Annotated in this window: 19 protein-coding genes; 6 read left to right on the top strand and 13 right to left on the bottom strand. The window is 38.5% G+C overall.

Going from position 1 to position 18,490, the window contains the following annotated elements:
- Positions 1-16 precede the first annotated feature (16 nt).
- Positions 17-850 (bottom strand): ABC transporter permease, encoded by an 834-nt coding sequence (locus tag MWU56_RS06415; protein WP_247043109.1) that lies wholly within the window; start codon positions 848-850, stop codon positions 17-19.
- Positions 851-861: 11 nt separating this feature from the next.
- Positions 862-1,758 carry an ABC transporter ATP-binding protein gene (locus tag MWU56_RS06410; protein ID WP_247043108.1) on the bottom strand — a complete coding sequence of 299 codons (897 nt, stop codon included), beginning with the start codon at positions 1,756-1,758 and terminating at the stop codon, positions 862-864.
- Positions 1,759-1,836: 78 nt separating this feature from the next.
- Between MWU56_RS06410 and MWU56_RS06405 the strand changes: the two genes are divergently transcribed.
- Entirely contained in the window at positions 1,837-2,913 is a 1,077-nt protein-coding gene (locus MWU56_RS06405; protein ID WP_247043106.1) for a hypothetical protein, read from the top strand.
- Here MWU56_RS06405 and MWU56_RS06400 read toward each other — a convergent pair.
- The 6 genes from MWU56_RS06400 to MWU56_RS06375 all read right to left on the bottom strand — a co-directional run bounded on the left by MWU56_RS06400 (position 2,910) and on the right by MWU56_RS06375 (position 8,736).
- A complete protein-coding gene (locus MWU56_RS06400) occupies positions 2,910-3,968 on the bottom strand; it encodes a nucleoid-associated protein (protein ID WP_247043105.1) in 1,059 nt (352 codons plus the stop codon). The two genes, MWU56_RS06405 and MWU56_RS06400, sit on opposite strands and share 4 nt — an antisense overlap.
- A gap of 49 nt (positions 3,969-4,017) precedes the next feature.
- The gene (locus MWU56_RS06395; RefSeq protein ID WP_247043104.1) at positions 4,018-4,521 is read right to left on the bottom strand and encodes a plasmid pRiA4b ORF-3 family protein; all 504 of its coding nucleotides are present in this window, start codon (positions 4,519-4,521) and stop codon (positions 4,018-4,020) included.
- 43 nt (positions 4,522-4,564) lie between these two features.
- Positions 4,565-5,578, bottom strand: coding sequence for a COX15/CtaA family protein (locus tag MWU56_RS06390; RefSeq protein ID WP_247043103.1), 1,014 nt, complete (start codon positions 5,576-5,578; stop codon positions 4,565-4,567).
- The gene (locus tag MWU56_RS06385) at positions 5,575-7,005 is read right to left on the bottom strand and encodes a CCA tRNA nucleotidyltransferase (RefSeq protein WP_247043102.1); all 1,431 of its coding nucleotides are present in this window, start codon (positions 7,003-7,005) and stop codon (positions 5,575-5,577) included. The genes MWU56_RS06390 and MWU56_RS06385 overlap by 4 nt, the downstream gene beginning before the upstream one ends.
- 2 nt (positions 7,006-7,007) lie before the next feature.
- Complete coding sequence (locus tag MWU56_RS06380) at positions 7,008-7,568, bottom strand: L-threonylcarbamoyladenylate synthase (protein ID WP_247043101.1); 561 nt, start codon at positions 7,566-7,568, stop codon at positions 7,008-7,010.
- A 265-nt stretch (positions 7,569-7,833) separates the two neighbouring features.
- Positions 7,834-8,736 carry an ATP-grasp fold amidoligase family protein gene (locus MWU56_RS06375; protein ID WP_247043099.1) on the bottom strand — a complete coding sequence of 301 codons (903 nt, stop codon included), beginning with the start codon at positions 8,734-8,736 and terminating at the stop codon, positions 7,834-7,836.
- A 59-nt stretch (positions 8,737-8,795) separates the two neighbouring features.
- On the opposite strand from MWU56_RS06375, the gene MWU56_RS06370 reads away from it, so the two are divergent.
- Complete coding sequence (locus tag MWU56_RS06370) at positions 8,796-9,629, top strand: glycosyltransferase family 2 protein (protein ID WP_247043097.1); 834 nt, start codon at positions 8,796-8,798, stop codon at positions 9,627-9,629.
- On the opposite strand, the gene MWU56_RS06365 is transcribed toward MWU56_RS06370, so the two are convergent.
- On the bottom strand, positions 9,611-10,414 hold the full coding sequence (locus MWU56_RS06365) for a glycosyltransferase family 2 protein (protein WP_247043095.1): 804 nt from the start codon (positions 10,412-10,414) through the stop codon (positions 9,611-9,613). The genes MWU56_RS06370 and MWU56_RS06365 overlap by 19 nt on opposite strands.
- Before the next feature lie 266 nt (positions 10,415-10,680).
- A complete protein-coding gene (locus MWU56_RS06360) occupies positions 10,681-11,496 on the bottom strand; it encodes a 2,3,4,5-tetrahydropyridine-2,6-dicarboxylate N-succinyltransferase (protein WP_247043094.1) in 816 nt (271 codons plus the stop codon).
- Positions 11,497-11,595: 99 nt separating this feature from the next.
- Between MWU56_RS06360 and ruvX the strand changes: the two genes are divergently transcribed.
- The 3 genes from ruvX to MWU56_RS06345 are packed head-to-tail and all read left to right on the top strand — an operon-like array spanning position 11,596 to position 13,103.
- Entirely contained in the window at positions 11,596-12,006 is a 411-nt protein-coding gene (ruvX, locus tag MWU56_RS06355) for a Holliday junction resolvase RuvX (protein ID WP_247043093.1), read from the top strand.
- Positions 12,007-12,010: 4 nt separating this feature from the next.
- Complete coding sequence (def, locus tag MWU56_RS06350) at positions 12,011-12,601, top strand: peptide deformylase (protein ID WP_247043092.1); 591 nt, start codon at positions 12,011-12,013, stop codon at positions 12,599-12,601.
- Positions 12,602-12,656: 55 nt separating this feature from the next.
- Positions 12,657-13,103 carry a DUF5606 domain-containing protein gene (locus MWU56_RS06345; protein ID WP_247043091.1) on the top strand — a complete coding sequence of 149 codons (447 nt, stop codon included), beginning with the start codon at positions 12,657-12,659 and terminating at the stop codon, positions 13,101-13,103.
- A 3-nt stretch (positions 13,104-13,106) separates the two neighbouring features.
- On the opposite strand, the gene MWU56_RS06340 is transcribed toward MWU56_RS06345, so the two are convergent.
- Genes MWU56_RS06340 through bglX form a run of 3 tightly spaced genes read right to left on the bottom strand, consistent with a single transcriptional unit; the run spans position 13,107 to position 17,597 of the window.
- On the bottom strand, positions 13,107-14,681 hold the full coding sequence (locus tag MWU56_RS06340) for a family 20 glycosylhydrolase (protein WP_247043090.1): 1,575 nt from the start codon (positions 14,679-14,681) through the stop codon (positions 13,107-13,109).
- A 12-nt stretch (positions 14,682-14,693) separates the two neighbouring features.
- The gene (locus MWU56_RS06335; protein ID WP_247043089.1) at positions 14,694-15,332 is read right to left on the bottom strand and encodes a GDSL-type esterase/lipase family protein; all 639 of its coding nucleotides are present in this window, start codon (positions 15,330-15,332) and stop codon (positions 14,694-14,696) included.
- Positions 15,333-15,341: 9 nt separating this feature from the next.
- Positions 15,342-17,597 (bottom strand): beta-glucosidase BglX, encoded by a 2,256-nt coding sequence (bglX, locus tag MWU56_RS06330; RefSeq protein WP_410548922.1) that lies wholly within the window; start codon positions 17,595-17,597, stop codon positions 15,342-15,344.
- Between the two features lie 106 nt (positions 17,598-17,703).
- Here bglX and mazG point away from each other — a divergent pair, with 106 nt between their 5' ends.
- Positions 17,704-18,477 (top strand): nucleoside triphosphate pyrophosphohydrolase, encoded by a 774-nt coding sequence (gene mazG / locus MWU56_RS06325; RefSeq protein ID WP_247043086.1) that lies wholly within the window; start codon positions 17,704-17,706, stop codon positions 18,475-18,477.
- Positions 18,478-18,490: the final 13 nt, after the last annotated feature.

Below are 18,490 nucleotides of genomic sequence, written 5' to 3'. Positions count from 1 at the left end.
TTCTCAACAATGGATACTACAAATCACGTTTTTTTAATAAAGCATAGGATAGATAGATAAAAATAGCCGTCCAAATAATAACGATCAGAAACTCATACCAATACACATGGTAATCGAACTTCATGCTCTCTCCAATTTGTTGTCCTATGTTCTGTACGGCAGATAGTCTGGTGAACGGTTCTTTAATGAGATTAGACATCGATTCCAAAGGAAAAAAGCGTTTAACATTTTTGGCAGCTTCCCAGCTCATAACTTTCCAACCCAATAATCCAAATAGAACCTGTTCCAATATCGTCCATAAAATAAGGAAACCAAGGGCAAAGGCAGAACGTTTTACCAAAATCCCCAAAAAGAGACAAAAAGAGAAAAACCCGACCAATTTAAAGAAGAATGCTGGTAGAAACTCCATATCGGAAAATATGATGGACACTTCATTGTAATCCGAATAGGCAATTCCTAGAACCAAAGAAACTACAAAAACGAAAATAGTGGATATTAGGGCAAACGAAATAACCGTGAGCACTTTAGAAAGGATAAATTCCTTTTTGGACAGCCCATCGATAAGATTTTGTTTTATGGTCTTGTTACTGTACTCGTTGGACATCATGGAAACGATCACGATGGCCAAAAAGAGTTTGAACAACGCTGTAACAAAAGTGTTAAAGTGCCAGATGTATGGAAAATTAAAAATGCCCTGGTCGGCCAAGTGGAATTGTACCGGCCCAATATCAAATTTTATGGCAGCGATGAGCGCTATTGAGGTCAAAAGCACAAAGTAGGAGATAATTAGCACCTTACTGGCCCTGTTGTTCCAAAGTTTTATAAATTCTATTTGTAAGAGACGTAACATTCGTTTTTTGATTAGTTGTTTTTGGTCAAGGTTAAAAATTGTTCTTCAAGACTCTCTTTTCGTTTTACGAGATGGGATAATACTATTCCTTTATCAAACAGCATTTTGTTCAAACTTTCTGCATCCATTTCCTCCTTGAGATAGGCCGTGAGGGTTCCGTTGAAGTTTTCCACTTTGCCAAAACTGGCATTTTTTTCCAGCAATTCTTGAAGCAAGTCAATATTCTGGGCCCTCAATTCAAAAAAACCGTGGCTTGCCAACATACTGTCCACTGGCCCGGAATATAAGTTCTCGCCTTTTCGTAGAATGATAACATGGGAACATACCTTTTCAACCTCGTCCAGCAAGTGGGATGCCAATAAAATGGTAGTGCCTTGGTTTGCTATTTTTATAATAATTTCACGTATTTGATGAATCCCTTGTGGGTCTAAGCCGTTGGTTGGCTCGTCCAAAATCAATATTTCTGGGTCATTCAATAAAGCAGAGGCAATGGCCATTCGCTGTTTCATACCCAAGGAGTAGGTTTTGAACTTACTGTTACGGCGATCCCATAACCCAACTAACTCGAGTTTCTCTTGAATCTTGGTTTCCGGAACATCCTTGATCTTACAGACCAACCTTAAATTTTGGATGGCGTTCATGTATGGATAAAAATTAGGGCGCTCAATTATGGCTCCAACTTTTTTGAGGGCGTCATGGGTAGATGTGTTGCCATCGAACCAACTAAAATTCCCAGAAGTTTCGTTAACAACGTTCAAAATAATACCTAGGGTAGTGGACTTGCCACTGCCGTTAGGTCCCAAAATACCATAGACGTTTCCTTTTTCAATTGTAAAGGAAAGGTCTTTAACGGCGGTGAGGTAACCAAATTTTTTCGTAAGATGGTTTACGGTCAGTATTGTTTCCAAGAGATGTTATCGTTTTTTGAATGGTTTATACTAACTTGACGATGTTTATCGCAAATTGTTACAAAATAATTGAATACAATGTCGGAAGAAAAATTGATGTCGAAAAAAAAGCCCGCTTATCCAATTACTAAGAAATTGGATGAATACCTGGAATATTACAACCGAAAAATAGAAATCCCCATCCATTATGAAGACCTCCTCCGATTTTCTGGCAGCGTGGCGGTTTATGATGCCAATGATGAAGATACCCTTTGGGTAAGGGTGTTTTATCCAGAGTTCGACCGGGATGAAATTGACCTTGCTTTAAAGCGCGTGTATTCAAGCTTTGTTTCTGATGGAAGTGATTCCATTTTTCCATATTTAAATGTGGATTATGTGGACTATTGCACATTTGGAAACTCAAAACCCTTTAGGGTCAAGGTTAGAAATATATTGAATGATAATTACACCTTGTTTTATATAAAAAAGACTGATGCATCTCGGGTTTATGGATTGGAACTGGAGCATATGTTATCCCCGTACAACCTAAATTTTATTATTTACCAGAATACCCTTATTGAAGAGCACATTGTTGGCATCCCAGGCGATGTTTTTATAAAAAAAAACCTGTCCGAATGTTCAGAGTTTGATAAAGCACAAATAGCCAAGGAATTTGTAAAGTTTAATGAAAGATGCATGATTCGGCTCTTGGGCGATATGCGTTCCTATAACTATGTTATTGTGCCTACGCATGATTTTGATAGCGTAGTTTATAAGATAAGGGCCATCGATTTTGATCAGCAATGCTATGAGGGTAAAATAAAGGTGTACCGCCCTCAATTTTTTAAGGAAAACAAAACCATGGTGGATTTGGTACAAAGCAAATTGACCATAGACTCCGTCAATCAATATATAGTAGAGGAGCGCTCCATTATTGCAAAGCGGATATTGAGTTGGGGACGGAGACTAAAACGACTTTTGGATGTATGCAAAGAAGATTCCATTGCACCACCTGAGAATATTGAACTGCTAAAAACCCAATTGCAGGAGCTTACGGGTGACATCAATTTTAGAGACAGCAAAAACATGGGGGAAATAATGACGTATGCTCTTGATTTTGTAAAGCGTAACTATGAGGATGTGAGTATGAAACAGATTATTGAAAAGAAGTTTTAGCTCTTCTGTTCTTTGTTGAAATACACCAGATAATAATACATCTGTTTTTCTTCGTCCCAACCTTTTTCCACAAACTTTTCCGCGGATTCAGGGTTGATGAAATCCATTTTAATTTGAATGTTCGTATCAAGGTTGATAACGTTCTTAATCTTTCTTCGAGCATCGCTAACGGCTTTGTTGGCGATATCGAAATTGGAAACATCCTCAATGCTGTATTTCGGCCCTTTTTCTACCTTATAGTGTTTAAACTCTGGAATTAACTCAGGGTTCTCCATTACATCGTTCAAAAATGAAGTCTCCTCAAAGTTGTCGTTTTTGGCAAAATGGTTCACCGCGCGGTTCATGAACATTACTTCCTGTTGTTTGTCTTCGGCAGGCAAAACCACGTCTTTAGCAAAGTTCTGGCAAAATTTCAAATAATTTTTGGTGTAGAAGTTTTCATCGGTCAACGGGGCAACTCCCAAAAAGTTTTCTAACCAATATTTTGCATCGTATCTGTTGCTATCCACAGATAACACCTTGTAGCCCTCTTCTTTGTCTACATTGAAAACGATACAACCCTTGTCCAACTTGTTGATATTAATCCCCTGTCGGATTAAAATCTCCAAATTTTGCTCTTTTTCTTCAAATTGAAGAAAATCATGTTTCAATTCACTTTTGAAAATCCCTACGGCCTCCGTTTTTTGATTGTTGATGACCATATCCGAAAAATGAACTACATACACCTCACCACTTTTAATGTGTGGATGGTTGGATTGTTCAAAAAGATGCGAGGTTATTTTTTTGGAAAGGACATGATTATCCGATGGGTTTTCGAAAATTCTAGTGACCGTGGTAAATACCTTATTGAACTCCAAATCTACCTCATGGTCAAACTTAAAATAGTTTTCTTCCTTCTCTCTGAATGGTTTGAAAAAGTACTCTTTTAAAAGGCCTGCCATTTCATCGTTGAGCGTAACAGGCTCTGCGGACAAAAAAGCAGATTCGTTTTTGCTTTTATTGCCAACGCGGTGCAGGGATATACTTTCAATTTGGGCGGAATATAGGTTTAGCATGATCAGGTAGCAGATTAACAATTATAATTTAATAAGGTCAAGAAAGGATTTAATTCCAGTTTTCATCAAAGTCCATATCGTCGTATCGATCTAGGAGGTCATCAAAATCACCCTCATCATCATCGGGTTTTGCTTCAAACTTTTTTTCTGGTGGAGCATCAGGTAGTTCTCCAAAAGTGAACAATATACTAGGATATGTCTTTCCATCTTCTTTATCAACTATATCGGCAAGTTCCACAAAAAAGGTCCACATGCTAAGAAAGTCGTAAACATAAATCAGCTTAGGATTCTTCTCGTTCATTACGTCATCTAACGAAGTTTCGTTCATCAACCGTACATCGGAACCGTTCTCACTCATATCAAAAAGAGCTATTTCCTCATCTTGGTTCCATTCTTCATCACAAGTGTAAAAAGAAGCCATTTCACTTCCTTCAAAACCAAAAGCTTGGGTTATGGCGTTGTGAAAATCTTCCAAATTACTTTGGTCTTCAATTTCAATATCACGAAAAATATCATCCTCAGCATCAAGTATTATCCTGATTTTATAAATCATCCATCAAATTTTAGAGTGGGCACAAAGGTACAATAATTAGACCTTATTTGGTGAACCTGTGCAAGGTAAACGTCATGGCTGCCAATAGAAAAAAGGCACCTATTTGATGCACGATTCCCAACCACAGTGGCACGGCGTAAATAAGTGTGAGCACCCCTAAAAGAAATTGCACAAAAACAAGTGCTAACAAAGAAAGCAAACCTTTCTCCTGTAGCCTTGTGGTTTGTAATTTTCTGGTTTTGTACCAAATGAATACAATAAAACCAACAACGATATAAGCCAAATATCTATGTATGAACTGTACCCCGCTTTTACCTTCATAAAAGTTTTTGATTAATGGTTGCTGTTCTATATATACGGTTTGATGAATTAGTTTTCCTTCATTCATCAATGGCCAGTGATTATGGATAAAACCTGCATCCAGACCTGCCACGAAAGCGCCCCAAATTATTTGCAGTAATAGCACAACTAGTCCTGCTCTAATAAGGTTACGTGTTTTTTTATGTATTTCTTTTTTGTTGGGGTAAATAAGGTCCAGCGCAACCCACATACTATACGCAAAGGTGATGAATGCGGTTGTTAAATGGGCGGCCAACCGATAGTGGGACACATCCGGTTGGTCCACTAGTCCACTTTTCACCATATACCATCCTAAAAAGCCTTGAAACCCACCCATAAAAAGTAAGATCAAACTTTTCTTTATCGTAGGCTTGTCCAGTTTTTTTGTGGCCAAAAAGTAAAGAAAAGGGATAATGAACACGATACCAATAAACCTACCGATTACCCTATGTAACCATTCCCAAAAATAAATATCCTTGAATTCTTCGATTCCAAAATGATAGTTCAGCTTTTGGTATTCGGGGTATTGTTTGTACAGATCAAAAGCTTCTTGCCACTCCTGTTCGTTCATCGGTGGAATGGTACCATGAATCAATTTATAGTCGGATATGGAAAGTCCTGAATGTGTAAGACGGGTTATTCCACCTACCAAAACCATTATAAAAATAAGCATACACCCTGTCAGTAACCAATAGACAACATATTTGTTCTTTTTCATTCGGAATGGACTTTTAAATTCATTTTTCTGCCTTTTTCCAACATAAAATTGTAGGCAGCTTCATATTCGTTTGGGATTTCACCTTCCAAAATAGCTTCTTTGATCGCGTCTTTAATAATTCCTATTTCTTTGGAGGGTTTAAGGTTGAAGGTTGTCATGATTTGCTCTCCGGAAACAGGAGGTTGAAAGTTTCGGACGTGGTCCCTTTCTTCAACCTCTACTATTTTTTGTCTGACTATCTTGAAATTATTCTTGTATTTTCTTTGCTTTCGAGGGTTTTTTGTGGTGATGTCTGCCTCACAGAGGGTCATAAGGTCTTCCACAAAATCACCTGCATCAAACACCAATCGTCTCACCGCTGAATCGGTTACGTGATCTTCGGACAGGATGATGGGACGAGAGCTCATCAAAACCATTTTTTGAACGAATTTCATTTTTTCGTTCAGTGGCATTCGAAGTCTTTTGAACAATCTATAAACCATTTTAGCGCCTACAAATTCATGGGCATGGAAAGTCCAGCCATTTTTTTTATGGAATTTTTTTGTAGGGGCTTTGCCTATATCATGTAATAGTGCTGCCCAACGTAACCAAAGGTTATCGGTGTTTTCCGCAATATTATCTACCACTTCCAAGGTGTGCCAAAAATTGTCTTTATGGCGTTGGCCCTCTTTTTCTTCAATGCCCTGGAGAGCAGTTAGCTCCGGTAAGATCAATGGAAGTAGCCCTGTTTGGTGCATTAACTTTAGACCAACGGATGGTTTGGAACTCAATAGGATTTTATGGAGTTCGTCTACAATACGTTCTTTAGATACAATTTTGATGCGGTCTTTGTTCTCGGTAATTGCTTGAAGAGACTTCAGCTCGATGGTGAAATTCAATTGCGTGGCAAAGCGAATGGCGCGCATCATCCGCAAGGGGTCGTCCGAATAAGTGATTCCAGGCTCTAAAGGAGTCCTTATAATCTGTTTATCTAAATCCGTCAATCCGTCAAAGGGATCCAGTAGTTTTCCAAAATCTCCGCTGTTTAAAGACAAGGCCATGGCATTTATGGTGAAATCCCGTCGATTTTGGTCATCTTCCAAGGTTCCGTCCTCCACAATCGGTTTTCGGCTATCGCGATTGTAGCTTTCTTTTCGGGCACCTACAAACTCAAGTTCCAACTCCTTGTGTTTGATCATGGCAGTACCAAAGTTTTTGAATACTGAAATTTCCGGTTTCCCCTTTAACTTAGATGCCACTTTTTTAGCCAATTCTATTCCACTGCCTATGGCTACTACGTCGATATCCTTTGGTATATTCCTTTTTAGGAAGTAATCACGAACAAATCCACCTATAACATAAGCGTCTACTCCGAGCTCATCCGAGGCCTCTCCAATAAGTTTAAAAATAGGGTGGTTTATTGCCTCTGTATGGAATTCCTTCATCATTATTACTCCCGGATAACCTTCACCTTTCCGTCGTTACTTAATTTAATGATGGAAGAAGGAGAAGGGTTTTTGTTTTCGTCCTGCAAATTTACCACATAGTCCACTCCTTTTAAAATTTCTTTGTCAATATCCTTGAATTGTTTGGGTGTTGGATTTCCAGAAATATTGGCAGAAGTGGATACGATCGGTTTCCTGAATTTATTGATGAGGTACTGGCAGAATTTATCGGAAGCAACCCTGATTGCTAGTGTGTTATCTGTAGCTATAAGGTTATGGGCAATGCTCGTGGGTTCATCAAATACAATTGTTGTGGGTTTTGTGGCGAGGTCCATAATATCGTATGCTACGTCTGGCACTTCTTTTACGTGGCGTTCCAACATAGCTTGGTTGGCCACCAAACAGATAAGTGCTCTAGAGTCTTCTCTTTTTTTTAACGCATATACTTTTTTGACCGCTTCCGGGTTTGTGGCGTCGCAACCAATGCCCCAGACTGTATCGGTAGGGTAGAGGATGAGGCCTCCTTCGTGCAGAATTTTATAGCAATTATTGATTTCTTCGATCATGATTATTAATTTTTTAGAATTAGACTGGTTAGGTTAAAAGAACTTTGAAGAGTCCTAGAGCGCTCATTTTTGTGAAGACAGTTTTTATAGACAATCTACATGTTGTCAAGAGTGAGGAATATACTCCCAAAGACGTGTGAGTAAGAAAGGCTGTTGATCGGAATTCATTTAATTTAGTTTTATAATTATGGGGAAACAGAAGTAGTAATAAGTTGTAATATTTACAAAGGTGGTTTCTTTTCAATTTTCATAAAAATCAATCAAACTATGGATACGTTGTAATATATTTTTGTCCGTCTGGGATGCTGGGAATAGTAAAATAGTCGCCAATGATTTTATTATACTCCTCTGGGATAAATTCCATTCTACCATCGGCAGGGTAAAATGTCATTTCTCCAAAGATGATGGTTTTATTTAAATTATAAAGATCAACTCGCACAAAGGGAAAGCCTTCGGCTAATTTTTTTACAACCGCTATCATTTCTTGGAAATTCTCAGGCTGCTCTACTTCCCCTTCAATACAACCGAATCTTTCTTGATAAACTGGTAATTTGTTCCAGTCCATGTCGTAGTATGCTCTAGAGTGCTCCGTTCCCCGATCAATATCTACGTGTAGCAGTTTTGGCTCACCATCAAAACAAAAAAATTTATAATCGTTAATATCTTCTTTTCCAATTTCCTCTAGATATTTTTCAACTATTAATCGAGGCTTTGCATATTTATAAGCCCATTCTAAACCGCCACGTTTATATTGATTTTTAGATAACCACTTGTACAATAGTAGCTTAGTCTTGGTCAGGTTTAATTGAGATTTATCATTTACCAAAATATTGAAATGATATCCGTGGGTAGCTTTAAGAACAAATTTATTGGGAAGTTCACTGAAGTTGATCATGTTGGGACGGTTGTAAACTCCAATCAATTCATTGAGATATTGCTCGCCAACTTTTTCCTTAACATAGTCTCTTACCTCATACTTATCTACCAACTGACTTAAAATTTTAGGTCGGTAATATAGTTTGTACCATTGTATTTTTTGATTGAAATCTACTGGGTTTTCCAAATTTAGCTTTTTGCCCGTGTAATATTCATAATAGGCTTTCATGAAAATGTCTTCGGGTAAAAACTTCATTTTTTTGATAAGTCCAAGTACTACTTTTCTTAACATTTAAGCTAAATTTGTTCAATAACAAAGATATACATTAAGACTATACTCTTTTTGCCAAGATGAGCCAAACAGAAATGGAATCACCTAGAATATCAGTAATTGTAAGTACCTATAATGCCGAGGAGTGGCTAAAAAAGGTGTTATGGGGATTTAATTGTCAAATTTTCAAGGACTTTGAAGTGGTCATTGCTGACGATGGTTCTGGACCTAAAACCAGAGAATTATTGGAGGAGATGTCCAAAGAGGTCTTTTACAACATTATCCATGTTTGGCAAGAGGACGATGGATTCCAAAAATCGAGAATTTTAAATAAAGCTGTTGAGGCATGTAATGCCGAGTATATTATAATGACGGATGGCGATTGCATTCCCAGGGAAGATTTTGTTGAGGTTCACTATATTAATAAGGAGCCAGGCTTTTTTATTTCTGGAGGATATTACATGCTTCCTATGAACATTTCAAAATTGATTTCTTTAAAAGATATTGAAAAACAACACTGTTTTAATATCCATTGGCTAAAGGAGAAAGGAGTCCCAAAAACGTTTAAAAACAATAAGCTCACAGCTAACGGGCTTGTGTCTAAATTATTGAATACGTTTACTCCGACTAATGCCAGTTGGAACGGGCATAATTCCTCTGGGTGGAAAAAGGATATATTAAATATAAATGGGTTTGATGAACGAATGCAATACGGTGGGCAGGATCGTGAATTGGGCGAACGATTATTTAATTTCGGTATAAAATCTAAACAACTGCGATACAGTGCGGTTTGTGTGCATTTAGATCATAAACGGGGGTATAAAACACCAGAGTCCATTGCTAAAAACCAAGCGATTCGGAAGGATACAAAATCTAGTAAGTCCGTGTGGACACACTATGGCATTACCAAATAGTAAGCGAGCTCATTCTTTTTTTCCAATCTCTTCAATTCTCTGAATCTCTCCAATACACCAAGAGCGTTAAGGTAGCAAATGACCCAACCTTTTTTACCATCCAAAAAGCCAAGACGGATAAAATAGTGGTTAAAGAATTTCCAGAATGGTTTTACCGTCATCAAAACGTAATTAAAGTACTTTTCTTTATAAAAGTCCTCTTTGGCTTTTAACTGACCATACTTGAGCATTTTCCCTTTGTAGTCCTCATAATCTTTATAGCAAAAATGAATGAGTTTCTCTTGAAGGATTCCTGACTTGCCATCGACAACCAAGGTTTCGTGCACAATTTTCCTGTCTGTAAAATGTGCTTTACTTTTTCTAAAAAGCCTGTGATTTTTATCGGTTTGCCAACCACTATAATTTAGTGGTTTATTTTGAAACATAAATCTTCTATAAAACCAATATGCTTCATGGGCATTTGGGCTGTTTATAGTCTCAATAATTTCTTCTTGGAGGCTTTTGGTAACCACTTCATCTGCATCTACAAAAAGCACCCAATCATTGGAGGATTGTTTTAACGTAAAAGACTTTTGTGCCGTAAAGTTCTCAAAAGGATTTTGAATCACTTTCACTTTTGGATGGTTTAAAAGATACTCGTATGTGCCATCGGTGCTATAAGAATCTACCACGATAATTTCATCAGCAAAAGAAACGGAATCGATACATTTTTCAATGTATCCCATTTCATTATAAGTAATAATAAGTGCTGATAATTTTTGCTTTGGGGTATGAAATACAGCCATAATTTATTGGTGTAGAGTTTTGGTATTTACAAATCTATAACAAAAAAAAAACGTAAAAATTGTTTAAATGTTTATTTTTCTTACAACAACCAACAATTAAATTTCCCTACCTACTTTTTGTTAAAATTCTAAATTTTAGTCTTGTTTGGTATATTATAGAGTCCAAAAAAGCAATTGGGTTGCTTCATTTTAATTAAAAAAAGCAACCCTATCCTATAAATTTTATTTGTACGGACTTCTCGACTAAAAAAGGAGAACTTTTACACTTATACTGCTACACTATGATCGCGAAGCGCATTGTTCAAAGAGGTTTTCTTGTCTGTACTTTCCTTTCGTTTTCCAATAATCAAGGCACAGGGTACCTGATAATCACCTGCTGGAAATTTTTTGGTATAACTTCCAGGGATCACAACGGACCTTGCAGGTACGCGACCCTTTATTTCAATGGGCTTGTTTCCTGTTACATCAATAATTTTAGTGGACGCGGTCAAAACCACATTGGCACCCAAAACAGCTTCTTTTTCCACACGTACTCCTTCTACAACAATGCACCTAGAGCCAATGAACGCGTTGTCTTCAATAATTACGGGTGCTGCTTGTAAGGGTTCCAAAACACCTCCAATACCTACACCACCACTTAAGTGTACGTTTTTACAGATTTGTGCACAACTACCCACTGTAGCCCATGTATCTACCATGCTCCCTTCATCCACGTATGCACCAATATTCACATAACTTGGCATTAAAATAGTGCCTTTGGAGATGTAGGCTCCGTGTCTTGCAACAGCATGCGGAACTACACGAACACCTTTTTCCTTGTAACCTTTCTTTAATGGAATTTTATCGTGATACTCAAAAATACCTGCTTCAAGAACCTCCATTTTCTGGATTGGAAAATATAGCACCACAGCCTTTTTCACCCATTCGTTTATTTGCCAGCCATCTTCAGTTGGTTCTGCACAACGCAATTCACCTAGGTCAATAAGGTCTATTACTTCACGAATAGCAACTTGGGTTTTCTCATCTTCCAATAACGCTCTATTGTCCCACGCTTTTTCAATTAGCGATCTTAATCCTGTCATTTTTCTTAAAGTTTTGACAAAGATAAGCCCCGGGACACAATTATAGCTCCATTTTTAAGGGCATAACATTTTTAAGGTTATTTTTGCCAAAAAGATATTTTGGCTAGAATTTTGGCTTTGGATTATGGAAAGGTGCGAACTGGTATAGCGGTTACGGATGAACTCCAGTTAATAGCATCAGGATTGTCCACCGTAGAGACCAAAAATTTATTGTCCTATTTGGGAGATTATATCCAAAAGGAAGCAGTAGAACTTTTTGTAGTGGGATTGCCCAAACAAATGGACAATACCGAATCTGAATCCGAAGTGCTGATCAAAGGATTTTTAAATAAGTTGAAAGCCAAGTTTCCATCTATTCCAGTGGAACGCCAAGATGAACGATTCACTTCTAAAATGGCAGTACAATCTATGCTGGACAGTGGAATGAAGAAAAAGAAAAGAAGGGATAAGGCCCTAGTTGATGAAATAAGTGCCACATTGATTTTGCAGGCATACCTAAATAGATTTTGATTTTATGATTTTACCCATAATAGCGTACGGAGATCCTGTATTGCGTAAAATGGCAAAGGATATTACGCCAGAATATCCAAAACTCGATGTGTTGATCACAAACATGTGGGAGACCATGTACAATGCCCATGGCGTTGGTTTGGCCGCACCACAAGTAGGCCTTCCTATACGCATGTTTATGGTGGATACCACTCCATTTTCAGATGATGAGGACTTGAGCAAGGAGGAACAAGAACAGCTCAATGGATTTAAAAAGGTATTTATAAATGCCAAAATTGACGAAGAAAGTGGAAAAGAATGGGATTTTAACGAAGGATGTTTGAGTATCCCTGATATCCGTGAAGATGTAAAACGTAAACCCGAAATCACCATTAGTTATTTGGATGAAGGTTTTAAACCACATACCGAAACTTATAATGGTCTTTTGGCAAGGGTTATTCAGCACGAATATGACCATATTCAGGGGATATTGTTCACCGATAAATTATCAACCTTAAAAAAGCGACTATTAAAAAGTCGATTGGAAAAGATTTCCAAAGGAAAAACCAATGTGGATTACAAAATGAGATTTCCCAATATTAAAAAAGGACGTTAAAAAAATCGCTATTGGCGATAAATACATATTTTTGCGCCCATAAATTACTATTTGAATGGCATTAGACAAGATTTTATCCATAGGAGGTAAACCAGGACTTTACAAATTATTGACCCAGACAAGAGGTGGCTTTGTTGGCGAATCCCTTTTGGATGGCAAACGTGTCACCGTTGGTATTAGAAGCAATGTAAGCGTGCTGTCTGAAATAGCCATTTACACCTTGGAAGAGGAAGTGCCGTTAAAAACGGTTTTCCAAAAAATTCAGGAAAAAGAGGACGGTAAAAAAACGTCAATCAGCCACAAGGCTGATAAAATCGAGTTGGAAGAATATTTTTTCGAAGTGCTACCCAACTATGATGAGGACAGGGTATACGCCAGCGACATTAAAAAGATTATCCAGTGGTACAATATCCTTCTAGATAATAACATTACCGCCTTTGTAGAAGAAGAAAAGAAGGCCGAAGAAGAACCTACTGTATCCACCTCCGAGGAGGAAGGATAAAATCTATTCTTTATTCCAATCCACTAATTTTGATGGGTAATAGTTGATTTGCATAGCTTCCAAATAAGGAACCTGTAAGGCAAGCCGCACTTTGTATTCGTCCCAATTAAGATGTTCACTTTGGGACCATCCCAATTCAGCATAACCTATTACCCTTGGAAAGGCCAAATATTCCAGTTCGGCGCTATTGCTTATGGTCTCCGACCAAAGAGGTGCCTCTATACCTAAAATATGTTCTTTTGAAAGCCCTTCTACGTAGGTTTCTGGATTCCATTGGTAACCCAAATCCACAGGAATAAAGCCCGCCCAATGCAGTCCATATTCCGAAATGGAATCGTATTGCATATCCAAATATGCCTTTTCTGCGGGCGAAATAATAATCTTGGAACCGTTTTTAGCAGCTTTAAGTGCATCTTTAGGTTCGCTCCAAAGTTGGGCAATGGCATTCGAACTAATATCCGCTTGCGCAATTTCGTTCCAACCGATCATTCTTTTACCGTGTTTTTGTACAATTTTTTCCACTTTCTCTACAAAATGGATATAATCACTTTTTTTGGTGACATGGCTTTCATCACCACCTATATGAAAATAAGGTCCGGGAGTCATGGCAGCAATCTCTCTAATCACATCATCCAGAAAGCTGTAAACTGTATCTTTTCTTGCATTAAATGTGCTAAAGCCAACACGAGTGCCGATATAGGGCTTTATCTCTTTTCCATTGCCATTTAAAAAGGGGTAGCTCACCGAAGCAGCATTGGTATGGCCGGGCATATCAATTTCAGGAACAATGGTAATGTGTCTTTCCGCTGCATAGTTTACCAAATCTTTATATTGTTCTTGAGTGTAAAAACCGCTCTTGCCGCCACCAACCTCGGTAACACCTCCAACCTCAGTGAGTTGGGGCCAAGATTTAATTTCGATACGCCACCCTTGGTCATCTGAAAGATGCAAGTGAAGGATGTTTATTTTATAATATGCTAAAGCATCAATATACTTTTTTACTTCTTCAACGGTAAAGAAATGTCGCGCTACGTCCAGCATAGTGCCACGGTATCCAAATTTTGGACCATCCAATATCTTGCCGGTTGGTATTACCCATATAGGAAAATCTGTAAGGGTATCGTTACTGCTTTCAGGAATAAGTTGACGAAGCGTCTGAACGCCTCTAAAAGCACCTGCAGCGGTTTTTGCATTCAAAAAAATGGAATCTTTTTTGATGTAGAGTTGATATGATTCTGAATTGTCCAGATCTACACTGTCCGATTGGTTAATATAAATCAGTCGTTCCAAGCGGCCTCCTGTGGAACTGTTGACACCAATATCCAGTCCAGTCTTGTTTTTGATGTGTTCCGATAAAAACTTGCCCACTTTCTCAAATTCTGAATCGACGGCAGATGTATAGATCACTGTATTTAAATCTAGGCCAAATGCGTTGCCCGTAGAAATTGTTTTGATCGGTTTGGGTATCAAGGGAGCTTTCGCTAGGTCGGTTTTAGGAAAATTAATCTCCTCTTTTTTGGTTTGGCAAGCTGCCAATGAGAGAATTGTTACGAACACCAATATTGATCTATAAATCACCTTTGCTTGATTTTAGTCCATATAATTTTTGATGACATCGTACCAGATGTCATAACCTTTTGTGTTCATGTGCAGGCCATCTTCGATGAATATGTCTTGTTTTACCTTTCTTTTGTCCAACATGGGGTACCATACATCCACATAATCAATTCCCTTGGTTTCGGATGCCAGTTTATGGAGTTTTCGATTCAAGCGTCGGTACTTCCCTCTAAATTTCCACCTGGAAATACTTGGTTTTGCGGAGATGAGCACAATCTCCATATCCGGTTTTTTTTGTTTTAACGTATCAAGGATATTTTCGGCAAGTTGCATGATTTTTTTAGGTTTTTTCTTGGCGAAGACATCGTTGTCTCCCTCATAAATAAAAACCTTTACAGGATTGTAGTTCAAAATCAATTCATCAAGATAATGTTCCAGATCAGAAAATTGAGAACCACCAAAACCTGTATTGAGAACTTGATGTTGTGGAAAACGCTCTTGAATATCATTCCAGAAACGTATACTTGAACTTCCCGTGAAAACTATAGTCTCTTTGGAGCTTTCCCAAAGAGAATCATTTCGTTGTTTTATCTGTTGCACTTCTTTTTCAAAGGGCAATTGTGCTTGTGCGGTAACTGAAAATATTAAAAAGAGGATAAAAAAATATCGCATTCTGTTTGTTTAGTTTTTAACAAAGTTGGCTTGGAGCCCTTTTTGTGAGTTAGTGCCTACAAGAATATCAAACTCACCAGGTTCCACTACAAAGTCATAATTATGGTTATAAAATCCCAATTCTTGGTTGGTTAGGGTAAAAATAACTTTTTTCGAGCTATTTGGAGCTACATTGATTTTTTGAAATCCTTTCAATTCCTTGACAGGTCTAGTTACGCTGGCAACCTTATCACGAATATAAAGTTGTATCACCTCTTCGCCTTGGATTTTTCCGGTATTGGTCACCGTAACGGAAACTTTTATGTTTTCTTGGTCGGAGGCGTCTATTTTTAAATCTGAATAGTCAAATGTAGTATAGCTCAAGCCATATCCAAATGGAAACAACGGCTCATTTTTTTCATCACTGTAATGGGACCAAAATACATTGGGCTGGGGGTCAGGTCGCCCTGTACTAAAATGGTTGTAGTAAATTGGGACCTGACCAACACTTCGCGGAAAGGTCATAGGAAGTTTTCCGCTCGGATTGTATTCCCCAAAAACGACATCTGCTATTGCATTGCCTGTTTGGGAGCCCAATTGCCATGTTTCCAATATGGTAGGAATGTTTTCGGCTTCCCAAGTTATGGCAAGCGGCCTGCCGTTCATCAGGACCAATACAACGTTCTGATTTACCTTGTATACTTCTTTCAACAATTCCAGTTGAAGTCCTGGCAGTCCTAATTGGGTCCGGCTTCGGCCTTCTCCACTTTGGAAACCATGCTCGCCCAATACCATGAGCACAACATCTGACTGTTTGGCAAGTTCCACGGCTTCGTCCATTCCAGCGGTATCGGTTTCATTTATTTGGACCTCGTTTAAAAAATCGGCATCCGAATTAAAAACTTTTGGACCTTTTGCATAGGTCATATTATCAGAATACTTTTTTAGCCCCTCCAAAACCGAAACAGCGGTGTTGTTGTCGGAGCCCAATCGCCAACTGCCCAATGGGCTGTTCTTGTCATCTGCTAATTCCCCGATCACTGCTATTTTTTGCTGATTTTTGCTGATGGGCAACAGATTATTTTCATTTTTCAAGAGTACGATGGATTTTTTGGCCATATCCAGTACTCCCGATTGGTGGTCATGGTGATAGAGTCTTTCCTTTTCCCGTTCCTCATTGCAATAACGATAGGGGTCATCAAAAAGGCCAAGCTCAAACTTAACGGTCAGGATACGCCTAACAGCATCATTTATTTTCTCATTGGATACTTTCCCTTCCTTTACGAGGCTTACCAAATGGGAAATATAAGCAGATGCTTCCATATCCATATCGGAACCTGCATTAGCGCCAAGTTCAGCGGCATGTTTCAAGTCTTTGGCGTAACCATGGGGAACAAGTTCGCCAATGGAGGCCCAATCGGAAATCACAAAACCATCAAAACCCCATTTATCTTTTAAAATATCCCGCTGAAGAAAAGCACTTCCAGTTACGGGAACTCCGTTCAAAATATTGAACCCGTTCATCACTGTGCGTACCTTGGCGTCCACCGCAGCCTTAAAAGGAGGTAGCACTGAGTTGTAAAGTGTGGATGTGCCAATGTCGGCAGTATTGTAATCCTTGCCCCCCTCCGCAAATCCGTATGCGGCAAAATGCTTGGCACAGGCGATAATGGTATTTTCTTCGGATAGATCACCGCCCTGAAAACCATTTACCCGGGCCTTGGCAATATGGGACCCCAAATAAGTGTCTTCACCGCCCCCTTCCATGACCCTTCCCCAACGGGCATCCCGTGAAATATCCACCATAGGGGCGAAAGTCCAGTTTATTCCCACTGCCGAGGCTTCGTCAGCAGCAATTTTTGCTGAATTTTCTATAGCTTCCATGTCCCAGCTGGCAGCTTCGGCCAGAGGAATAGGTGCCAAAGTTTTATAACCATGGATTACATCGAATCCAAAAATAAGTGGAATGCCCAAACGGGATTCTTCCACGACCAATTTTTGCAGTTCTCTTACGTTTTGAACTCCCGTAACATTCAACATGGAACCTACCCAACCTTTTTTTAGGTGCTCATACTTTGTAGAGGCATTCCCTTCTTCGGGCACAGGGCCTGTTACGTCCCAAAACCCATTATATTGGTTCATTTGCCCTACTTTTTCTTCAAGGGTCATTAATTTTAAAAGAGAGTCCACTTTTTGCGGAATGGTTAGGTTTTGTGCCATGATATTAGGATTGAACAATAAAAAAAGGAGAAGAAATATCGAAATAAAATAGTCTTTGGTTTTCATAGGAGAGGAGTGTTATATATGCCATTGAATCGACTATTAAAAATAACATAAAATTAGCTCATGCTCTAATCAAACGTCTTTGTATTTTTGATCAAAATTGATAAAAATGAATTCAAGATCGGAACAGTTGGCAGCCTTTGATCGCCTACTTACCATAATGGAAGAATTGCGAGAACAATGCCCGTGGGATAAAAAACAGACCATGGAGAGCCTTCGTCATTTGACCATCGAAGAAACCTATGAGCTGGGTGATGCCATTTTGGACAACGATCTTGAAGAAGTCAAAAAGGAATTGGGCGATATTTTGTTGCATATTGTGTTTTACGCCAAAATAGGTTCTGAGACACAAGATTTTGATATTGCCGATGTAGCGCATGGTATTTGTGAGAAATTGATCAATAGACACCCGCACATTTATGGGGATGTTAATGTAGAAAACGAAGAAGAAGTAAAACGGAATTGGGAAAACATCAAGCTAAAAGAAGGGAAAAAAAGTGTGCTTGAAGGTGTGCCCAATGGTTTGCCCGCCTTGGTGAAAGCCAATCGGATTCAAGATAAAGTAGCAGGTGTTGGTTTTGATTGGGAGAAACCAGAACAGGTTTTTGAGAAAGTTAAGGAAGAATTGGGTGAGCTTCAAGAAGAAGTGGAGGCTAATAATCCAGATAAAATGGAGTCTGAATTTGGGGATGTACTTTTTTCTATGGTAAACTATGCACGTTTCTTAAAAATAAACCCTGAGAATGCATTGGAACGAACCAATAAAAAATTCATCAAACGTTTTCAGTATTTAGAGAAAAAAGCCAAAGAATTAGGAAAGTCCATGAGTGACATGACCTTGGCCGAAATGGATGTATTTTGGGAAGAAGCCAAGCAGCATTAAAATTTATCCATAA

This window comes from Allomuricauda sp. F6463D (assembly GCF_023015965.1).
GTDB lineage: Bacteria > Bacteroidota > Bacteroidia > Flavobacteriales > Flavobacteriaceae > Flagellimonas.
Note: the sequence above shows the minus strand (reverse complement) of the source record. Positions and strands in the feature narration are given on the sequence as shown.